Origin of the sequence: Streptomyces sp. NPDC020731, from assembly GCF_044334705.1 — a bacterium.
Taxonomy (GTDB): domain Bacteria; phylum Actinomycetota; class Actinomycetes; order Streptomycetales; family Streptomycetaceae; genus Streptomyces.
Genome location: NZ_JBIRTN010000004.1, coordinates 23,242 through 42,435 on the forward strand (window position 1 = coordinate 23,242; position 19,194 = coordinate 42,435).

General features: G+C 71.1%; 17 protein-coding genes and 1 pseudogene. 11 read left to right on the forward strand and 7 right to left on the reverse strand.

Going from position 1 to position 19,194, the window contains the following annotated elements:
• Nucleotides 1-4: 4 nt before the first annotated feature.
• Nucleotides 5-709 carry a 3-oxoacyl-[acyl-carrier-protein] reductase gene (gene fabG / locus ACH4VX_RS07105; protein ID WP_398366340.1) on the reverse strand — a complete coding sequence of 235 codons (705 nt, stop codon included), beginning with the start codon at nucleotides 707-709 and terminating at the stop codon, nucleotides 5-7.
• 766 nt (nucleotides 710-1,475) lie between these two features.
• Between fabG and ACH4VX_RS07110 the strand changes: the two genes are divergently transcribed.
• The 3 genes from ACH4VX_RS07110 (at nucleotide 1,476) to tyrS (ending at nucleotide 5,983) form a co-directional block, all read left to right on the forward strand.
• Nucleotides 1,476-2,999, forward strand: coding sequence for a TldD/PmbA family protein (locus ACH4VX_RS07110; protein WP_398366341.1), 1,524 nt, complete (start codon nucleotides 1,476-1,478; stop codon nucleotides 2,997-2,999).
• 254 nt (nucleotides 3,000-3,253) lie between these two features.
• A complete protein-coding gene (locus ACH4VX_RS07115; RefSeq protein ID WP_398366342.1) occupies nucleotides 3,254-4,648 on the forward strand; it encodes a metallopeptidase TldD-related protein in 1,395 nt (464 codons plus the stop codon).
• Nucleotides 4,649-4,714: 66 nt separating this feature from the next.
• A complete protein-coding gene (tyrS, locus tag ACH4VX_RS07120; RefSeq protein ID WP_398366343.1) occupies nucleotides 4,715-5,983 on the forward strand; it encodes a tyrosine--tRNA ligase in 1,269 nt (422 codons plus the stop codon).
• Between the two features lie 106 nt (nucleotides 5,984-6,089).
• Here tyrS and ACH4VX_RS07125 read toward each other — a convergent pair whose 3' ends face one another.
• Entirely contained in the window at nucleotides 6,090-6,374 is a 285-nt protein-coding gene (locus ACH4VX_RS07125; RefSeq protein WP_398366344.1) for a GlsB/YeaQ/YmgE family stress response membrane protein, read from the reverse strand.
• A 234-nt stretch (nucleotides 6,375-6,608) separates the two neighbouring features.
• On the opposite strand from ACH4VX_RS07125, the gene ACH4VX_RS07130 reads away from it, so the two are divergent.
• Together ACH4VX_RS07130 and ACH4VX_RS07135 are read left to right on the forward strand one after the other, a co-directional pair.
• Nucleotides 6,609-7,007, forward strand: a complete 399-nt coding sequence (locus ACH4VX_RS07130; protein ID WP_398366661.1) for a DUF3099 domain-containing protein — start codon at nucleotides 6,609-6,611, stop codon at nucleotides 7,005-7,007.
• A gap of 235 nt (nucleotides 7,008-7,242) precedes the next feature.
• Entirely contained in the window at nucleotides 7,243-7,467 is a 225-nt protein-coding gene (locus ACH4VX_RS07135) for a hypothetical protein (protein ID WP_398366662.1), read from the forward strand.
• 5 nt (nucleotides 7,468-7,472) lie between these two features.
• On the opposite strand, the gene moaA is transcribed toward ACH4VX_RS07135, so the two are convergent.
• The 3 genes from moaA to ACH4VX_RS07150 form a co-directional block, all read right to left on the reverse strand.
• Nucleotides 7,473-8,462, reverse strand: coding sequence for a GTP 3',8-cyclase MoaA (gene moaA, locus ACH4VX_RS07140; protein ID WP_398366345.1), 990 nt, complete (start codon nucleotides 8,460-8,462; stop codon nucleotides 7,473-7,475).
• 308 nt (nucleotides 8,463-8,770) lie between these two features.
• Nucleotides 8,771-10,399, reverse strand: a complete 1,629-nt coding sequence (locus ACH4VX_RS07145) for a cation acetate symporter (protein WP_398366346.1) — start codon at nucleotides 10,397-10,399, stop codon at nucleotides 8,771-8,773.
• Nucleotides 10,396-10,752: a DUF485 domain-containing protein gene (locus tag ACH4VX_RS07150; RefSeq protein WP_398366347.1), complete on the reverse strand. Its 357-nt coding sequence runs from the start codon at nucleotides 10,750-10,752 to the stop codon at nucleotides 10,396-10,398. The genes ACH4VX_RS07145 and ACH4VX_RS07150 overlap by 4 nt, the downstream gene beginning before the upstream one ends.
• A gap of 266 nt (nucleotides 10,753-11,018) precedes the next feature.
• Between ACH4VX_RS07150 and ACH4VX_RS07155 the strand changes: the two genes are divergently transcribed.
• The 6 genes from ACH4VX_RS07155 to ACH4VX_RS07180 all read left to right on the forward strand — a co-directional run bounded on the left by ACH4VX_RS07155 (nucleotide 11,019) and on the right by ACH4VX_RS07180 (nucleotide 18,586).
• Nucleotides 11,019-12,557: a S8 family peptidase gene (locus ACH4VX_RS07155; RefSeq protein WP_398366348.1), complete on the forward strand. Its 1,539-nt coding sequence runs from the start codon at nucleotides 11,019-11,021 to the stop codon at nucleotides 12,555-12,557.
• A 58-nt stretch (nucleotides 12,558-12,615) separates the two neighbouring features.
• Nucleotides 12,616-14,148, forward strand: a complete 1,533-nt coding sequence (locus ACH4VX_RS07160; RefSeq protein WP_398366349.1) for a S8 family serine peptidase — start codon at nucleotides 12,616-12,618, stop codon at nucleotides 14,146-14,148.
• A gap of 69 nt (nucleotides 14,149-14,217) precedes the next feature.
• A complete protein-coding gene (locus ACH4VX_RS07165) occupies nucleotides 14,218-15,585 on the forward strand; it encodes a CoA transferase (protein WP_398366350.1) in 1,368 nt (455 codons plus the stop codon).
• A 128-nt stretch (nucleotides 15,586-15,713) separates the two neighbouring features.
• Nucleotides 15,714-16,688, forward strand: a complete 975-nt coding sequence (locus ACH4VX_RS07170; protein ID WP_398366351.1) for a CopD family protein — start codon at nucleotides 15,714-15,716, stop codon at nucleotides 16,686-16,688.
• A gap of 106 nt (nucleotides 16,689-16,794) precedes the next feature.
• A complete protein-coding gene (locus tag ACH4VX_RS07175) occupies nucleotides 16,795-17,778 on the forward strand; it encodes a DEDDh family exonuclease (RefSeq protein ID WP_398366352.1) in 984 nt (327 codons plus the stop codon).
• Between the two features lie 235 nt (nucleotides 17,779-18,013).
• A complete protein-coding gene (locus ACH4VX_RS07180) occupies nucleotides 18,014-18,586 on the forward strand; it encodes a hypothetical protein (protein WP_398366353.1) in 573 nt (190 codons plus the stop codon).
• Nucleotides 18,587-18,625: 39 nt separating this feature from the next.
• Here the strand turns inward: ACH4VX_RS07180 and ACH4VX_RS07185 are convergent, their stop codons facing one another.
• The gene (locus ACH4VX_RS07185) at nucleotides 18,626-18,874 is read right to left on the reverse strand and encodes a hypothetical protein (protein ID WP_398366354.1); all 249 of its coding nucleotides are present in this window, start codon (nucleotides 18,872-18,874) and stop codon (nucleotides 18,626-18,628) included.
• Nucleotides 18,875-18,994: 120 nt separating this feature from the next.
• A pseudogene (locus ACH4VX_RS07190) lies at nucleotides 18,995-19,162 on the reverse strand (TetR/AcrR family transcriptional regulator); the annotation flags it as partial.
• Between the last annotated feature and the right edge of the window lie 32 nt (nucleotides 19,163-19,194).

Sequence of the window (19,194 nt, forward strand, 5' to 3'; positions counted from 1 at the left end):
TCGTTCAGTGACCCATTCCCAGTCCGCCGTCAACGGGAATGACGGCTCCAGTGATGTACGAGGCCTCGTCCGAGGCGAGGAACCGCACCGCGGCGGCGATCTCCTCGGGCTGCGCGTACCGGGCGAGCGGCACCTGCGCGAGGATCTTCGTCTGCTGCTCGTCGGTGAGCGCCTTGGTCATGTCGGTGTCGACGAAGCCGGGCGCGACGACGTTGAAGGTGATGTTGCGCGAGCCCAGCTCACGGGCGAGGGAGCGCGCGAAGCCGACCAGGCCGGCCTTGGAGGCGGCGTAGTTCGCCTGCCCCGCGGAGCCGAGCAGCCCGACCACCGAGGAGATCAGCACGACGCGGCCCTTCTTGGCGCGCAGCATGCCGCGGTTGGCACGCTTGACGACCCGGAAGGTGCCGGTGAGGTTGGTGTCGACGACCGAGGTGAAGTCCTCCTCGGACATGCGCATCAGGAGCTGGTCCTTGGTCACACCGGCGTTGGCGACGAGGACCTCGACGGCGCCGTGCGCCTCCTCGATCTCCTTGTAGGCCTGCTCCACCTGCTCGGGGTCGGTGATGTCGCACCTGACGGCGAGGAAGCCCTCCGGCGGCTCTCCCGAGCGGTACGTGATGGCGACCTTGTCGCCGGCGTCGGCGAACGCGCGGGCGATGGCGAGGCCGATGCCCCGGTTGCCTCCGGTGACGAGAACCGAGCGGCTCAACGGATCACCCTTTCGATAGCGGTCTGGTTCACCCGCCCGGACAGCTGGATGACAGGCGGCTTCCCCGAAAACCTATCGGTCCCGCTCCCGCCCGGGACATTGGGGCACCGACAGTGGCTCCCGTGGCCTCCTGTCGGGTTCCTACAGTTCGTGGCCCCGGTCAGTCCGCCGTGCCCGGCGCGTGGGCGGACAGCCCTTCGGCGCGAGCGGTCTCGAGCATCCTGCGGTCGGGGGTTCGCGGGGGTGCCGGTGGAGGGAGAGGGTGCGGCTGCGGGGTCGTCCGGGTGCTTCTTGTGCCGGAAGTGCTCCCGGCACATCGGGTGCAGCAGATCGTCGTCGCACAGCGAGGCGACCGTTCCGTCGCTGCGGAAAGTGGGGTTCAGCGTCGGCCCGGGGCCCGGCCGGCGGGTTCTGCGCCCGCGCTCACCGGCGAGGTGACTCTCGATGCCCGGGTCCCGCACGGCGACGAGGAGCTGGTGAACGCCTCGTGCTCGGCGATGAGGTCGTGATGGACACCGAAGACGTCCATGGGCCGGTCGGCCCCCTTGATCACGCATGTCCGCCTGGTCGCGTGCCGCATTCGGGGAGCAGACTCCCACCGGGACACGGAACCCACGCAACTGATCCACCCCACTGCCCCACGCCCCTCCCCTCGCCGGTGGTTTTCGCCCTTGCGTTCCAGCTTTCTCAAGGGGAGCGCGAGGAGCAAGTCATGGTTCACTGCCTCCGACGGTCCGTCAGCGAGCGCCGAAGGGAACCCCCACTCGTGCCCCATGAAGTCGATCAATCGTTCCTCGCGCTTCCCCTGCGCGCCCTCGCCGACGCCGCGCTCGCACGCGCGCGGGCGCTCGGGGCGGAGCACGCGGACTTCCGTCTGGAGCGGCTGCGCAGCGCGTCCTGGCGGTTCCGGGACGCCAAGCCGGCCGGGTCGTCGGACACCACCGACCTCGGCTACGCGGTGCGCGTGGTGCACGGCGGGACCTGGGGGTTCGCCTCCGGGGTGGATCTCACCCTCGACGCCGCCGCCAAGGTCGCCTCGCAGGCCGTCGCGATGGCGAAGCTGTCCGCGCAGGTGATCCGGGCGGCCGGGTCGGACGAGAGAGTGGAGCTGGCCGACGAGCCGGTGCACTCCGAGAAGACATGGGTGTCGTCGTACGAGATCGATCCGTTCGCCGTGCCCGACGGGGAGAAGGCCGGGCTGCTGGCCGGGTGGAGCGCGCGGCTGCTGGCGGCGAACGGGGTGGACCACGTCGACGCCTCGCTGCTCACCGTGCACGAGAACAAGTTCTACGCCGATACGGCCGGGACCGTGACGACGCAGCAGCGGGTGCGGCTGCATCCGGTGTTCACGGCCGTGTCCGTCGACGACTCCAGCGGTGAGTTCGACTCCATGCGCACGATCGCGCCGCCCGCCGGCCGGGGCTGGGAGTACCTGACGGGCACCGGCTGGGACTGGGACGACGAGCTGGAGCGGATTCCGGAACTGCTCGCCGAGAAGATGCGGGCGCCGAGCGTCGAGGCGGGGCTGTACGACCTGGTGGTGGACCCGTCCAACCTGTGGCTGACCATCCACGAGTCCATCGGGCACGCCACCGAGCTGGACCGCGCGCTCGGCTACGAGGCAGCGTACGCGGGGACGTCGTTCGCCACTTTCGACCAACTGGGCAAGCTCAAGTACGGCTCCGAGCTGATGAACGTCACCGGTGACCGCACCGCCGAGCACGGGCTCGCCACGGTGGGCTACGACGACGAGGGCGTCGAGGCGCAGTCCTGGGACCTGGTGAAGGACGGCACGCTGGTCGGCTACCAGCTGGACCGGCGGATCGCGAGGCTGACCGGGTTCGAACGGTCCAACGGGTGCGCGTTCGCGGACTCCCCCGGCCATGTGCCGGTGCAGCGCATGGCCAATGTGTCGCTGCGGCCCGATCCGGCGGGGATGTCGACGGAGGACCTGATCGGGGGCGTGGACCGGGGCGTCTACGTCGTCGGTGACCGGTCGTGGTCGATCGACATGCAGCGGTACAACTTCCAGTTCACCGGGCAGCGCTTCTACCGGATCGAGAACGGGCGGCTGGCGGGGCAGCTGCGGGACGTCGCCTACCAGGCCACGACCACCGACTTCTGGGGTTCCATGGCCGCTGTCGGGGGTCCGCAGACGTATGTCCTGGGCGGTGCCTTCAACTGCGGCAAGGCGCAGCCGGGGCAGGTCGCGGCGGTCTCGCACGGCTGCCCGTCCGCCCTCTTCAAGGGAGTCAACATCCTCAACACGACGCAGGAGGCCGGTCGATGAGCGTCAGCACCGAGTCCGGCCGGGGGTCCGGGGGTCGCCCCCCGGGACAGCACAGTCTCAACACGACGCAGGAGGCCGGCCGATGAGCGTCAGCACCGAGTCCGGCCGGGGGTCCGGGGGGCGCCCCCCGGGACAGCACAGCCTCAACACGACGCAGGAGGCCGGCCGATGAGCGTCAGCACCGAGTCCGGCCGGGGGTCCGGGGGTCGCCCCCCGGGACAGCACAGCCTCAACACGACGCAGGAGGCCGGCCGATGAGCGCGCGTACGAACAAGCCGCACGAGATCGTCGAGCGCGCTCTCGAACTGTCCCGGGCCGACGGCTGTGTCGTGATCGCCGACGAGGAGTCGAGCGCCAACCTGCGCTGGGCGGGCAACGCGCTGACCACGAACGGTGTCACGCGCGGGCGCACGCTCACCGTGATCGCCACGGTGGACGGCGCGCAGGGCACGGCCTCCGGGGTGGTGTCCCGGTCCGCGGTGACCGTGGACGAGCTGGAGCCGCTGGTGCGGGCCGCCGAGGCCGCCGCGCGGGGCGCGGGTCCGGCCGAGGACGCACAACCGCTGGTCACAGGGGTGGACCTCTCCCCCGAGTTCACCGAGGCGCCCGCGGAGACCTCCTCCGCCGTGTTCGCCGATTTCGCCCCGGCGCTGGGCGAGGCGTTCGCACGCGCGCGTGCCGGTGGCCGGGAGCTGTACGGCTTCGCCAACCACGAGCTGGTCTCCAGCTATCTCGGCACGTCGGCGGGGCTGCGGCTGCGGCACGACCAGCCGAACGGCACCCTGGAGCTGAACGCCAAGTCGCCGGACCGTACGCGGTCGGCGTGGGCGGGGCGCTCCACGCGGGACTTCAAGGACGTCGACCCGGCGGCGCTCGACGCGGAGCTGGCCGTACGGCTGGGCTGGGCCGAACGGCGTCTGGAGCTGCCCGCGGGCCGGTACGAGACGCTGCTGCCGCCGACCGCGGTGGCGGACCTGCTGATCTACCAGCTGTGGTCGGCCTCGGGGCGGGACGCGGCCGAGGGGCGCACGGTGTTCTCCAAGCCCGGCGGCGGCACCCGGGTCGGCGAGCGGCTGAGCGAGCTGCCGCTGACCCTGCGTAGTGACCCGAACGAGCCGGGTCTGGAGTCGGCGCCGTTCGTGATCGCGCACTCCTCGGGCGGTGACCAGTCGGTGTTCGACAACGGGCTGCCGCTGGCGGCCACGGACTGGGTGCGCGAGGGCGAGCTGAACCGGCTGACGACCAGCAGGCACAGCGCGGGCCTGACCGGGCTGCCGACGGCACCCGGGATCGACAACCTGATCCTGGACGGGGGCGAGGACCGCTCGCTGGAGGAGATGGTCGCGGCCACCGGGCGGGGGCTGCTGCTGACCTGCCTGTGGTACATCCGCGAGGTCGACCCGGCGACGCTGCTGCTCACGGGCCTGACCCGGGACGGCGTCTACCTCGTCGAGAACGGCGAGGTCACCGGCGAGGTGAACAACTTCCGGTTCAACGAGTCGCCGGTGGACCTGCTCGGCCGGGCGGTGGAGGCGGGCCGTACGGAGAAGACGCTGCCCAGGGAGTGGGGCGACTGGTTCACCAGGGCCGCGATGCCCGTGCTGCGCGTCCCCGATTTCAATATGAGCTCGGTCAGCCAGGGCGTATAACCTCGTAGACGTTCGCAATCGGCCGTCACCCGACCGGCCGAAGATCATCGAGGAGACACGAGAACCGTGACGGACATCGTCGACGAGCTGAAGTGGCGCGGGCTGTTCGCCCAGTCCACTGACGAGGACGCTTTGCGCAAGGCGCTCGCGGACGGTCCCGTCACGTTCTATTGCGGCTTCGACCCGACCGCGCCGTCCCTGCACGTGGGGCATCTGGTGCAGGTGCTCACCCTGCGCCGGCTCCAGCAGGCCGGTCACCGGCCGCTGGCGCTGGTCGGCGGTGCCACGGGCCAGATCGGCGACCCCCGCCCGACCGCGGAGCGCACGCTGAACCCGCCGGAGACCGTCGCGGGCTGGGTCGAGCGGCTGCGTGGCCAGATCGAGCCGTTCCTGGCCTTCGAGGGCGAGAACGCGGCCACGATGGTCAACAACCTCGACTGGACGCAGAACCTCTCCGCCATCGAGTTCCTGCGGGACATCGGCAAGCACTTCCGCGTCAACAAGATGCTGACCAAGGACTCGGTCGCCCGGCGTCTGGAGTCCTCCGAGGGCATCAGCTACACGGAGTTCAGCTACCAGCTGCTGCAGGCGATGGACTTCCTCCAGCTGTACCGGCGCTACGGCTGCACGATGCAGCAGGGCGGCAGCGACCAGTGGGGCAACCTCACGGCGGGCCTGGACCTGTTGCACCGGCTGGAGCCGGACGCCACGGCCCACGCCTACGCCACGCCGCTGATGACGAAGGCGGACGGCACCAAGTTCGGCAAGACCGAGGGCGGCGCCGTCTGGCTCGACCCGGAGATGACGACGCCGTACGCGTTCTACCAGTTCTGGCTGAACACGGACGACCGGGACGTCTCGGGCTACCTGCGGATCCTGTCCTTCAGGTCCCGCGAGGAGCTGGAGGAGCTGGAGCGGCAGACCGAGGAGCGGCCGCAGGCGCGGGCGGCCCAGCGGGCGCTGGCGGAGGAGCTGACGACGCTGGTGCACGGCGCCGGGCAGACGGCCGCCGTGATCGCCGCGTCCAAGGCCCTCTTCGGTCAGGGCGAACTGGCGGAGCTGGACGACCGCACGCTGACGGCGGCGCTCTCCGAGGTGCCGCACGTCAAGGTGGCCGAGCTGGGTCCGGTGGTCGACCTGTTCGCCGAGGTCGGTCTGGTGCCGAGCAAGTCGGCCGCGCGGCGCACGGTGAAGGAGGGCGGTGCCTACGTGAACAACGTCAAGGTCACCGCCGAGGACGCCGTCCCCGCGAAGGAGGACCTGCTGCACGGGCGCTGGCTGGTGCTGCGCCGGGGCAAGAAGAACCTGGCGGCGGTGGAGGTCACGGCCGGCTGAGCCGACGGGCCGGCGCGGGGCGGTTTCCGGCGTGCGCCGGAGGCCGCCCCTTCGTCGTACGCCGGAAACCGCCCCGCCGTACGCCGCCGTCGCCGTCCGTGCCGGGTCAGACCCGCTGCCGCTCGTGCTTCCTGCGCTTCATCGCGGTGTACAGCATCTCCGCGAGCAGGACGACGACGATCGCCGCGCCCAGCTGGAAGATGTGCCGGCCCCAGTCGATGCCCCGCGTCTCCTCGATCCCGAAACCCCGCGCGATGGCGTTGCCCACGACTGCGCCGATCATGCCGCAGATGGTGGCCAGCCACAGTGGGATGTGCTGCTTGCCGGGAATCAACGCCTTGGCGACCAGACCGAGCACGAATCCCACGATGATCGCCCACAACCAGCCCATGGCTGCCTCCTCGTACGGCTTGACGCGAGCATTACGGCCAGTGTCGACCGAGACGCGGTACGCCGCATGTCGGACATACCGTGCGCGCCACGGCGCAGGCGGGGCGGGGCGACCCGCTCTCGTGACCCGGCCGGGCGCGGCGTAACGTGGACATGTCCGGACCCGGTGTCACGGAACGGGGCGCCGTCCGGTCAGGTACGGGGAAGGTCCGATGCGGGCGGATGGTGGAATGTGATGCGGAAGCAGCATGGCGGCGGCAGCGTCCAGGTGTTCCGGATCACCGGCGCCCGGACGGGCCTCCAGGAGGACGTGCGGAGGCGGCAGCGCCGGTACGTGATCTCGATGGCCGTCCGCACGGTCTCGGTCATCCTCGCGGCGACGCTGTGGAACGTGGAACGGCACGTCGCGATCGTGGCGCTGGTGCTCGGTGCGGTCCTGCCGTACGTCGCGGTGGTGATCGCCAACGCCGGGCGCGAAAACGCGCCGTCACTGCCGTCGACCTTCGTGACGACGCCGATGAAGCCGATGATCACATCGCCGCGGACGAATGACGGTTCCGCGGAATCCGATGCGGAAGATGTGACGTCACAGCCGATGCCGGGCGAACGAACGGAGCGGCCCGAGCGGTCGTGAGGATCGGGGCGTGAGGGGAAACAGCGCGAAGCGAAAGACACTTCCCCGCCAAGCTCAAGAAAAGCTCAGATCAATCATGCTGTTCCGGTGCCGGGGGCGGGGTGACCCGTGACATACTTCGTACGCGCTCCGCATCCCCCGTCGGAGCGACGGACCGACGCCGGGCAGCTCCCCCCGTGGCTGCTCGGCGTCGCCTTTTCCCGGCCTTTTCCCGCCGGGTTAGGGTCAGCGTGTGATGGTCCCTGATCCCGAGACGCCGATCTGTTCCGCCAAGGGTTGTCGTGCCGCCGCCGTGTGGGTGCTGGCGTGGAACAACCCCAAGCTGCACACACCGGAGCGCCGTAAGACCTGGCTCGCCTGCGAGGAGCACCGCGAGCATTTGTCGCAGTTCCTCGGCGTGCGCGGATTCCTGAAGGACGTCGTCCTGTTCGAGGAGTGGGAGGCTCCGGAGGGAGCCTAGGTTCCTCAGCCCCCGATAGCCGACATCGGCCGGTCCGGCTGGATGAACGACGGGTCGTCCAGGCCCGCTCCCGCCTTCTTGCCCCACATGGCGAGTTTCCAGATGCGGGCGATCTCCTCGTCGGGGGCGTCGGAGCGGAGGGCCGCGCGCAGGTCGGTCTCCTCGGTGGCGAACAGGCACGTGCGGATCTGTCCGTCGGCGGTGAGGCGGGTGCGGTCGCAGGCCGCGCAGAAGGGGCGGGTGACGGAGGCGATGACGCCGACGCGGTGCGGGCCGCCGTCGACCAGCCAGCGCTCGGCCGGTGCGGAGCCGCGCGCCTCGTCGCCCTCGGGGGTCAGCTCGAAGCGGGTGCGCAGGGAGGCCAGGATGTCCCCGGCGGTGATCATGCCCTCGCGCTTCCAGCCGTGCTGGGCGTCCAGGGGCATCTGCTCGATGAAGCGCAGCTCGTAGTCGTGCTCCACGGCCCAGGCGAGGAGGTCGGGGGCCTCGTCGTCGTTGAGCCCCGGCATCAGGACCGAGTTGACCTTCACCGGGGTCAGACCGGCCTCACGGGCCGCGTACAGGCCGTCGAGGACGTCCTGGTGGCGGTTGCGGCGGGTGAGGGTCTTGAAGACGTCCGGGCGGAGCGTGTCCAGGGAGACGTTGACCCGGTCCAGGCCCGCCTCCTTCAGGGCGGACGCGACACGCCGGAGCCCGATACCGTTGGTGGTGAGGGACATCTGCGGGCGGGGTTCCAGGGCGGCGACGCGCTCGACGATGCCGACGAGGCCGGGACGGAGCAGCGGCTCACCGCCGGTGAAGCGGACCTCCTCGACACCGAGCGAGGTGACGGCGATGTCGACGAGACGGACGATCTCGTCGTCCGTGAGCAGGTCGGGCTTGGCCAGCCACTGCAGACCCTCCTCGGGCATGCAGTAGGTGCAGCGCAGATTGCACCGGTCGGTCAGCGAGACCCTCAGGTCGGTGGCCACTCGGCCGTAGGTGTCGATGAGCACGTGGGCCCCCTCCCTCGACGCGGATCACTCGTGCCCGGATACCTGCGAGCCTACGTGACGCCGCCGACAACCCACAGTGCCCCGTGTGACGAGATGGCGAACGGCCGCGGGGGCGGGGCCGGGGGGGGGGGCCGCGGCGCCGCCCCGGGGGGGGGGGGGGGGGGGGGGCCGCGATCGGGGGGGCCGCCACCCGGGCCCCCCCCCGCCCCCCCCCCCCCCCCCGCGGGGCCCGGGGGTGGGGGGGGGGGCCGGGGCGGGGGGGGGGGCCCGGGGGGGGCCCCCCCCCCCGCGGCCGCGCGGGGTGTGGATCAGTGGGCGCCGGTGCCGGTCAGGGACCGGACCTCCAGCTCCGCGTACTTCTTGGCGTCGGGCTCCTCCTTCGACAGGACGGTGCCGAGCCAGCCCATCGCGAAGCCGAACGGGATGGAGATGATGCCCGGGTTCTTCAGCGGGAACCAGGCGAAGTCGACGTCGGGGAACATCGCCTTGGGATCGCCGGAGACCACGGGCGAGAACAGCACCAGGCCGACGGCGACGACGAGACCGCCGTAGATCGACCACAGGGCGCCCTGGGTGGTGAACCGCTTCCAGAACAGGCTGTAGAGGATGGTCGGCAGGTTGGCGGACGCGGCGACCGCGAAGGCCAGCGCGACCAGGCCGGCCACGTTCAGGTCGCGGGCGAGCGCGCCGAGCCCGATGGAGACGACACCGATGGCGACGGTCGCCCAGCGGGCCGCCCGCATCTCCTCCTTCTCGGTGGCCTGCCCCTTGCGGATGACGTTGGCGTAGATGTCGTGCGCGAAGGAGGACGACGAGGCGAGGGTGAGTCCGGCGACCACGGCGAGGATCGTCGCGAAGGCGACCGCCGAGATGGTGGCGAGCAGGATCGCGCCCCAGGCCGAGTCGACGCCGCCCAGGTGCAGGGCGAGCAGCGGGGCCGCCGTGTTGCCGGACGGGTTGGAGGCGATGATCTCGTCCTGGGAGATCAGCGCGGCGGCACCGAAACCGAGGGCGATGGTCATCAGGTAGAAGCCGCCGATGATGCCGATGGCCCAGTTCACGGACTTACGGGCGGCCTTGGCGTTGGGCACCGTGTAGAAGCGGATCAGGATGTGCGGCAGACCGGCGGTGCCGAGCACCAGGGCGATGCCGAGGGAGAGGAAGTCCAGCTTGGTGGTGCCGTCGGCGCCGTACTGCAGGCCGGGTTCGAGGAAGGCGTCGCCCTTGCCGCTGTTCTCGGCGGCGCTGCCCAGCAGGTCGGAGATGTTGAAGTTGAACTTCAGCAGCACCAGGAACGTGATGAGGATCGTGCCGCCGATGAGCAGCACGGCCTTGACCATCTGGACCCAGGTGGTGCCCTTCATGCCGCCGATGGAGACGTACACGATCATCAGGACGCCGACGAGGGCGACGATGAGGATCTTGCCGGCGTCGGAGGTGATGCCGAGCAGCAGCGAGACGAGGACGCCCGCGCCCGCCATCTGGGCCAGCAGGTAGAAGATCGACACGACGATGGTGGAGGTGCCGGCCGCGGTGCGCACGGGTCGCTGGCGCATGCGGTAGGCGAGGACGTCGCCCATGGTGTAGCGGCCGGAGTTCCGCAGCGGCTCGGCGACCAGGAGAAGGGCGACCAGCCAGGCGACCAGGAAGCCGATGGAGTACAGGAAACCGTCGTAGCCGAAGAGGGCGATGGCGCCGGCGATGCCGAGGAAGGACGCGGCCGACATGTAGTCGCCGGAGACCGCGAGTCCGTTCTGGAAGGCGCTGAACTGGCGTCCGCCCGCGTAGAAGTCGGCGGCGTCCTTGGTCTGCCGGCCCGCCCAGACGGTGATGCCGAGGGTGGCGAGGACGAACAGCGCGAACAGGGTGATGATGAGCGTGCGGTGTTCGCTGGCCTCGTTCGCGGCGAGCTGGACATGGGTGATCGCGGGGCTCATGCGCCGCCCTCCATACGGGTCTTGATGGCCTCGGCCTTGGGGTCGAGCTGGGCGGCGGCGTGCCGGGAGTACCACCACGCGATGAGGAACGTGGTGACGAACTGCAGGACACCGAAGACGAGGGCGACGTTGATGTTGCCGAACAGCTTGGTGCCCATGAAGTCGCCCGCGTAGTTGGAGAGCAGGACGTACAGCAGGTACCAGACGATGAAGGCGATGGTCAGCGGGAAGGCGAAGGAGCGGTGGGAGCGGCGCAGTTCACCGAACTCAGCGCTCTCCTGCACCTCGGTGAACTCCTCGGGGGTGGGGAGTTTGTGTTGTTCCGTCGAGGGGGGCGGTGCTTCGGCGGCCACGGAGTCTCCTCGCGTTGCGGTTCGGTTCGGGCGGGGACGAAAGGCGAGTGTCCTCGCGCTTCCTGCCCAAGGGCACGGCGCCACGCGAGGACCGGTTCAACTCTCCGCCGTTCTTTTCCCACGGCGTTTTCCGAAGGTGTTTCCGGCAAAACATTGCTGGCCAGCGAGAGCGCGGGATAGCTTCACCCTGCACCACCCCGTCATGTACCTGCCCGAGCACCACCGTGTCTCGGGCCGGTTTCGTTTCCGGATGATGTGGAGACCCCATGGCTCATCTGCGTTCCAGACGCCGGCTCGCTCTTGCCGTGCCCGTCGTGCTGTCCCTGACCGCCTCGCTCGGATTCCTGCCGGCGGCGGCCTCGGCGGCCTCGGCGGCCCCGCGGACGGTGCCGGCCGAGCGGGCGGCGGACGCGCCCGCCCTGGCGTACGTCGTCAACACCAAGGCGGACCGCCGCACGATCGCGTCGGTGAAGCGGGCGATCGCCGCCGCCGACGGGAAGGTCGTGGTCACGTACGACAGGATCGGCGTGATCGTCGTCCACTCGGCCAACCCGGACTTCGGCGAGGAGATACGCAAGGCCCGCGGGGTCCAGTCCGCCGGTGCCACCCGCACCGCGCCGCTGACCGCGGCCGGGACGACGGACGAGGGCGCCGCCGACTTCGTGACGGCCGCCGAGGCCGCGCGGACGGAGGCCGCCTCCGCGGCCACGCCCGGCAGCGAGCCGCTCGAGGCCGACCAGTGGGACCTGCGGGCGATCGGCGCGGACAAGGCCGCGAAGATCAATGACGGCAGCCGCAAGGTGACCGTCGCCGTGATCGACACCGGCGTCGACGACACCCACCCGGACCTCGCCCCGAACTTCTCCGCCTCCCAGTCGGCCAACTGCGTCGGCGGCAAGGCGGACACCGGCGAGGGCGCCTGGCGGCCGTACACGGCCGACGACTACCACGGCACCCATGTGGCCGGTGAGATCGCCGCGGCCCGCAACGGCGTCGGCGTCGCCGGTGTCGCACCCGGCGTGAAGGTGGCCGGCATCAAGGTCAGCGACCCGGACAACGGCCTCTTCTACCCGGAGAACGTCGTCTGCGCGTTCGTGTTCGCCGCCGACCACGGTGTGGAGATCACGAACAACAGCTACTACGTCGACCCGTGGCTGTACAACTGCATGGACGACCCGGACCAGAAGGCGATCGTCGACGCGGTCAACCGGGCCCAGCTGTACGCGCAGAAGAAGGGCACGCTGCACCTCGCCTCGGCCGGCAACTCCAACCACGACCTGGCCTCCGACGCGATCGACGACGCGTCCAGCCCGAACGACACCACGCCGGTCGAGCGCACCATCGACCCGAGCGAGTGCTTCGACGTCCCGACCCAGCTGCCGGGCATCGTCACGGTCAGCGCGACGGGCGTGCAGAACCTCAAGTCGTACTACTCCACGTACGGCAAGGGCGTCGTCGACGTCGCGGCGCCGGGCGGTGACCGCCGCTACCAGCTGCCGGACACGCCGTCGAAGGACGGCCGCATCCTGTCGACCATGCCGAACGGCGAGTACGCCTGGCTGCAGGGCACCTCGATGGCCTCGCCGCACGCCGCCGGCGTCGCCGCGCTGCTGAAGTCCAAGCACCCGTGGGCAACGCCCGCCCAGCTGCAGGCGCTGCTGAAGGCCCAGGCGGACAACCCGGGCTGCCCCGAGTCCTACGACCAGGACGGCGACGGCGCGCAGGACGCGACCTGCGAGGGCGGCAGCAGGGTCAACGGCTTCTACGGCTTCGGCATCGTCGACGCGCTGCGCGCCGTCAAGTGACCCGCGCCGCTCCGCACTTCCCCCGTACGACCGCACTCGTGAACGAACTGGAGACTTCATGACAGCGTCCCACCCGCGTCACCGCCGCGCGCTCGCCATCCCGGCCGGGATGGCCATGGCGACGGCACTCGCCTTCCTGCCGAACACCGCGGCCACGGCCGCCCCGGCCGACACGTCGCCGGCCGCGGTCGCCGCCGACGCGACCCCGCTCAGCTATGTGGTCAACGTCAAGGGCGGGCACGCCGCGTCGGCGCATGTGAAGAAGGCGATCGGCAAGGCCGGCGGGACGGTCGTGACGTCGTACGACAAGATCGGCGTCATCGTCGTCCACTCCTCGAACGCCGACTTCGCGAAGACCATCCGCACGGTGCGCGGGGTGCAGTCGGCCGGTGCCACCCGCACCGCGCCGCTGCCGTCGGCGGCCACCACGGACATGGGCACCCCGAAGGCGCTCAGCGCCTCCGAGATCGCCCGGGCCGAGTCCGCGGCGGCCGAGGGACAGGACCCGCTCCAGGGCCTGCAGTGGGACCTGCCCGCCATCAAGGCGGACCGGGCGCACGAGAAGTCCCTGGGCAGCTCCAAGGTGACCGTCGCCGTCATCGACACCGGTGTGGACGACACCCACCCGGACATCGCGCCCAACTTCGACCGGGCCGCGTCGGTCAACTGCGTGTCGGGCAAGCCGGACACCGGCGACGGTGCCTGGCGGCCGAGCGCGGAGGAGAGCCCGCACGGCACGCACGTCGCCGGTGAGATCGCCGCCGCGAAGAACGGCGTCGGCATGACCGGTGTCGCGCCCGGCGTGAAGGTCTCGGGCATCAAGGTGTCCAACCCCGACGGCTTCTTCTACACCGAGGCCGTGGTGTGCGGCTTCGTGTGGGCGGCCGAGCACGGGGTCGACGTCACCAACAACAGCTACTACACCGACCCCTGGTACTTCAACTGCACCGACGACCCGGACCAGAAGGCGCTCGTCGAGGCCGTCACCCGGGCCTCGAAGTACGCGGAGCGCAAGGGCGCGGTGAACGTGGCCGCGGCCGGCAACGAGAACTACGACCTCGCGTCCGACGAGATCACCGACCCGGTCTCCCCGAACGACTCCACCCCCTCGGACCGGGTGATCGATCCGTCCGAGTGCTTGGACATCCCGACCCAGCTGCCGGGTGTGGTGACGGTCGCGGCGACCGGTGCGAAGGGTCTGAAGTCGTCGTTCTCCAACTACGGCCGGGGTGTCGTCGACATCGCCGCGCCCGGCGGTGACTCGACGGCGTACCAGACGCCGGAGCCGCCCGCCACCAGCGGTCTGATCCTGGGCACGCTGCCCGGCGGGTCGTGGGGCTACATGGCGGGTACGTCGATGGCGTCCCCGCACGTCGCGGGCGTCGCCGCACTGATCAAGTCGACGCACCCGCACGCCTCGCCGGCGCTGGTGAAGGCCCTGCTGTACGCGGAGGCCGACGCCACCGCGTGCACGGACCCGTACGACATCGACGGCGACGGCAAGGTCGACGCGGTGTGCGAGGGCCCGAAGAACCGCAACGGCTTCTACGGCTGGGGCACGGCCGACGCGCTGGACGCGGTGACGCGGTAGTCGCGCGGGAGGTGTGTGCGAAAGGGGCCGGGCGATCGCGCCCGGCCCCTTTCGCGGCATAGTGCGGGCATGACCGATCTCGCCTCCGTCTGGTCCGCCCTGGGCGGCGATCCCGCCCTCCTCGCGCGCGTGTCGGCCGTCGAACGGCCCGGTGTGCTCCCTGCCCGCCTTCCGGTACGGGAGTCGGCGCGTGCCTGTGTGGGCGCGTGCGCGCTGGCCGCCGCCGAGCTGGGGGCACGGCGGACCGGCGGCGGCGAGGTGCCGGCGGTGCGGGTGGACGACGGGGCGGTGGCCACGGCGTTCGCCAGCGAGCGGCATCTGCTGGTCGGCGGGCGGGCCCCGGAGACCTTCGCGCCGCTGTCGCGGTTCTGGCGCACGGCCGACGGGTGGGTGCGCACGCACGCCAACTACCCGCACCACCGGGCCCGGCTGCTGTCCGCGCTGGGCGTGCCGGAGGACCCGGGCGCGGTGGCGGCGGCGCTCGCGGAGCGCTCCGCGCGTGAGGTCGAGGAGGCGGTGTACGCGGCCGGGGGTCTCGCCGTCGCCCTGCGGACGCCCGAGGAGTGGGCGGCGCACGAACAGGGCGTGGAGGTGGCCGAGCGGCCCCTGGTGGAGCGCGGGCGGCTGGACTCGGCCCCCGCGCGGGTGCTCACTCCGGTGGGCCGGGATCCGCTGCTGCCCGCCGCGGGGCTGCGGGTGCTGGACCTCACCCGGGTGATCGCGGGTCCGGTCGCCACCCGCACGCTCGCCCTGCTCGGCGCGGACGTGCTGCGCGTGGACGCGCCGGGGCTGCCCGAACTCGCCGACCAGCACGCCGACACGGGCTTCGGGAAGCGGTCGGCGCTGCTGGATCTCCCGGCCGGCCGGGATGTGTTCGAGGAACTGCTCGCGACGGCGGACGTGGTGGTGACGGGGTACCGTCCGGGCGCCCTGGACCGCTTCGGGCTGACCCCCGGGGCACTGGCCGAGCGGCGGCCGGGGGTGGTGGTGGCGCAGCTGTCCGCGTGGGGGGCGTACGGGCCGTGGGGCGGCCGGCGTGGCTTCGACAGTCTGGTGCAGGTGGCCACGGGGGTCGCGGCGGTCGAGAGCGCTTCGGTGGGGCGGCCGGGGGCGCTGCCGGCGCAGGCGCTCGACCACGGCACGGGGTACGTGTTGGCGGCGGGTGTGCTGCGGGCGGTCGGCGAGCAGGCGGAGGTGGGTGGGAGCAGGGTGGTGCGGGTGGCGCTGGCACGGACCGCGGGGTGGTTGCTGGCAGGTGCGGCGCCCGGGTCCGCCGAGCCTGCCCGTGACGTGCCCGTCGGACGATGGCTCGCGGAGCGGGACAGCCCACTGGGGAGGCTGCGGTACGCCTTGTCGCCGGTGGTGTTCGATGGTGGTCCGCGTGACTGGGCTCGGGCTCCGGGTCGTTGGGGAGCCGATTCGGCGCGGTGGGTTTGAGGGACCGGGCGGGATGTCGCTTGCCGGCGTTGGCAGGGTGCCTCCCCCACTCCCGGCTCCGCTCGAACGGGGGGACCACGGACTTGCCCGCTTCTGTAGGGCCTTGTGAAGATCCTGGGGTGAGTTCGATGAAGACCGGGGTCGGGGTGGATGGTGGGCGGCGTCGGGCCGTCGGGGTGCTTGTGCTGGTGGGGGTGGGCGCCTTGGTACCGCTGCTCGGGCCGGCGCCCGCGTTGCGCGGTACCGGGGAGGCCGATGCGCCCGGTACCGGTGGCATAGCCCTGTTGCGGGCGGTGCTGTTCGCCGCGCTGTCCATACCCGTCGGCGAGTTGTTCGCGCGGCGGCTGGCGCGTTCCGTGCCCGGCGCTCCCCCTGCCGTGCCCCGCAGTTGGTCCACCGCGGCGAACTCCGTCGGTTTCGTGGCCGCCCTCGGGCTCGCCTCCGTCGTGGCCACCGGCAACCTGGTGCCCGCCGGCCTCGCCGACATCGACGTCGGCGGTCTCTACGACTCCAGGGACGGCAAACTCGCCCTCCTGGAGGTCAACGCCTTCCTCGCGGCGGCCCTGTGCGCGGCGTCCGGCCGTCCCGGAACCCAGGTGTGGCCGCTGGCCGCGGTGATGGTCGCGGAGGCACTGCGCGCGCATCCGACGACCGAGTACAGCCCGCTCATCGGCTCCGGGCTGACCCTGGTGCACCTGGTCTGCGCGTCGCTCTGGGTGGGCGGTCTGCTGCACGCGCTGCGCACCCTGCGGCTGTGGCGGCGAGCGGAGGCGGGCGCCGCGCTGCTGGGGCGCTACGCGCGCGTGGCGGCCGTTCTGCTCGCCGCCGTCACCGCGACGGGCGCGTGCAGTTCACTGCGCCGGATGCCGCCGGGGACGATCCTGGAGCAGCTGACGGACACGGCGTACGGGCGTGTCCTGCTCGCCAAGGTGATCCTCATGGCCGGGGTCGCCGCACTCGCCCTGTGGGCCCGGATCCGGCTGGCTCGCGCGCGGGACCCGCTGACCGCCTGTTCCCCCGCGCGGGCGGAGGTGTACGCGCTCGGCGTGGTGGTCGTGGTGTCGGGACTGCTGACGGCGCTTCCGGTGCCGATCCGCTGGTGAACGGGTTCTCGCACCCCGTACGGACATTCCGGGCGTCCGCATGTGCGGGCCGCGCGGAGGACCTGACGGACAGCGGTGTCGGTCCCGGCCCGTATCCTCGTGAACCATGCTCGATGACCTCACGACCGCAGCGTCCTCCCCCACCGCGTGGCCGGCCGCGTACCCGCAGGGATACGCGGTCGTCGACGTGGAGACCACAGGGCTGGCCCGGGACGACCGCATCATCTCCGCGGCCGTCTACCGGCTGGACGCGCGCGGCGAGGTCGAGGACCACTGGTACACGGTGGTCGATCCGCAGCGGGACCCGGGCCCGGTGTGGATACACGGTCTGACGAGCGACGTGCTCGAGGGGGCGCCCCTCTTCCAGGACATCGCCGCGGAGTTCGCGACCCGGCTGGAGGGCCGGGTGCTGGTCGCGCACAACGCGGTCTTCGACTGGCAGATGATCGCCCGGGAGTACGCCCGCGCGCGGGGCGAGGCGCCGGTGAAGCAGCGGCTGTGCACCATCGCCCTCTCCAAGGAGCTGAAGCTTCCGCTGCCCAACCACAAGCTGGAGTCGCTCGCCGCGCACTTCGGTGTCGTACAGCGGCGGGCGCACCACGCGCTGGACGACGCGCGCGTGCTGGCGGAGGCGTTCCGGCCCAGTCTGCGGGCCGCGGCGGCGGGTGGCGTACGACTGCCGCTGCACGAGTGCCGGCCGCTGACCGAGTGGACGGACGGGCCCCGTACCGGGCAGCAGGCGGGTCACGGCGGCTACCGGCCGACCAGTTGGCGCCCGTCCCGCAAGCGGCCCGCGTGCCCGTACCCCAACCCGGGGCGGTACGAACCGGGCAAGCGGATCAAGCAGGGCATGCGGGTGGCGTTCTCCGGGGACACCTCGATCGAGCGGGACCTGCTGGAGGACCGTGCGACGGAGGCGGGCCTGCATGTCGCCGGCAGCCTGTCCCGGCTCACCAGCCTCCTCGTCACCAATGATCCCGACTCGGGCACGTCCAAGGTGGTCAAGGCCCGGCAGTACGGCACCCCGGTCGTCGACGAGGCCGCCTTCGGTCAGCTGCTCGGAGACGTCGAACCCGCGTCGGAGGACTGACGGGAACACCGGTCCGACCGTACGGACGGGTGATTGGCGGGCGACTCGCCCGCGCCGGGCCGACGGCTCACCCTGTGGCCCAGGGCGACATGCGAAGTCTGCGGCAACAGCTACGGAATGACCTTCGAGGTGCGTGCGCAGGGCGCGGTACTGCTGTTTGGCTGAATTGGCTACTCGTCTTTATCGTCCCTCACAGCGAATCTCCACATATCGACCTGATCGTATGAGGGGGCCGATGCAGGCCAAGCCTGTCGGGGGGTGCTGCCGCATCTCGGACGCGGACCTTGCAGACATACGCCGGGCTGTGAAGGACGGACTCCTCACACCCGAGGAGGCCACCGAGGAGGAACGCAAGGGCGTCCTACGGCAGCGTGAAGACATCGGGACACCGGCCGGCGGTGCCCCGGTCAAGTGGTACGAGGACAACAACCTCAGCGCCTTCAAACGCAACGTGAAGCGCCCCGGCTTCGAGCAGATGATCAGGGACCTCGTCCGGGCGCAGGTACTCAGGGCCGGCCGGCGAAAGCAGGTCCCTGAAGCGGCGGAGCCGCGGGCACATGAGGATGAGCTGGAGGGCGTGGAAGAGGAGATTGCGGATCTTCAAGCCCTCTGGAGGGCCAAGAAGGTGAAAGCCGGCACTCGTTCCACCACTGAAGAGCTGTTGGCGAGCGGCTGGGAGAACCTGTCGATCGAACGTCAGCGGATCATCGTTCGGAAGGTGCTCCGGGCAGTACTCATTCATCCGGCCAGGAGCCGGGGAGGCAGGTCCGATCCCGCGCGGGTGGAGCCGGTGTCCCACACCGCCTGAAACGAGAAGCGTCCCCTTCCGCGAGAAGGGGGACGCTTTCTACGCCGGTGATCCAACCTTGTCGACAATGCCTGCCCTGCCCTCGGCGCGGGCGCAGTGGGCGCCGCAGAACCAGTGACCGTCGGCCTCGACGCCCTGACCGATGATCTGCACCCGGCAGTGCTCGCAGATCGGGGCCATGCGATGGATCGCACAGGCGAACGAATCGAAGACGTGGCGAGCACCGTCCTGGGTCTCTACGGTGAACGCCAGCGCGTAGTCATTCCCGCACACTTCACAACGTGTCATAAGCAGCATGGTCAGCCGCCAGGAAGGCGCTCGCAAGCTGACAGCGCCACGTCAGCGAGATACGACACCTGGTCGGCTCAGGCATCATTTCGGGTCCATCAGTTCAATGAGCGTGAGGAGATCGCGGCCGGCGAAGTAGTTGTTGTAGGTGCGCGGTGAGACCCCGGCCGCTTCGGCGATGTCCTCGACCCGCACCTGGTCCAGTCCGCGCTCCACGGCCAGACGCAGGGCCGCCTCGCGCGTGGCCTGCTTCTTCCGCTCCCGCAGCCCTGGTGGTGGTGTCGTCACGGTGTCAGCGTTCCGCACAAGTTGCGCGCGCG

Excerpts from the sequence above, each read along its gene's own strand:
- ACH4VX_RS07115 (WP_398366342.1), top strand. The coding sequence starts at position 3,254 with ATGAGCGCGCGTACGAACAAGCCGCACGAGATCGTCGAGCGCGCTCTC.
- ACH4VX_RS07125 (WP_398366344.1), bottom strand. The coding sequence starts at position 6,374 with ATGGGCTGGTTGTGGGCGATCATCGTGGGATTCGTGCTCGGTCTGGTC.
- ACH4VX_RS07130 (WP_398366661.1), top strand. The coding sequence starts at position 6,609 with ATGCGGAAGCAGCATGGCGGCGGCAGCGTCCAGGTGTTCCGGATCACC.
- ACH4VX_RS07135 (WP_398366662.1), top strand. The coding sequence starts at position 7,243 with ATGGTCCCTGATCCCGAGACGCCGATCTGTTCCGCCAAGGGTTGTCGT.
- ACH4VX_RS07145 (WP_398366346.1), bottom strand. The coding sequence starts at position 10,399 with ATGAGCCCCGCGATCACCCATGTCCAGCTCGCCGCGAACGAGGCCAGC.
- ACH4VX_RS07155 (WP_398366348.1), top strand. The coding sequence starts at position 11,019 with ATGGCTCATCTGCGTTCCAGACGCCGGCTCGCTCTTGCCGTGCCCGTC.
- ACH4VX_RS07160 (WP_398366349.1), top strand. The coding sequence starts at position 12,616 with ATGACAGCGTCCCACCCGCGTCACCGCCGCGCGCTCGCCATCCCGGCC.
- ACH4VX_RS07165 (WP_398366350.1), top strand. The coding sequence starts at position 14,218 with ATGACCGATCTCGCCTCCGTCTGGTCCGCCCTGGGCGGCGATCCCGCC.
- ACH4VX_RS07170 (WP_398366351.1), top strand. The coding sequence starts at position 15,714 with ATGAAGACCGGGGTCGGGGTGGATGGTGGGCGGCGTCGGGCCGTCGGG.
- ACH4VX_RS07175 (WP_398366352.1), top strand. The coding sequence starts at position 16,795 with ATGCTCGATGACCTCACGACCGCAGCGTCCTCCCCCACCGCGTGGCCG.
- ACH4VX_RS07180 (WP_398366353.1), top strand. The coding sequence starts at position 18,014 with ATGCAGGCCAAGCCTGTCGGGGGGTGCTGCCGCATCTCGGACGCGGAC.
- ACH4VX_RS07185 (WP_398366354.1), bottom strand. The coding sequence starts at position 18,874 with ATGACACGTTGTGAAGTGTGCGGGAATGACTACGCGCTGGCGTTCACC.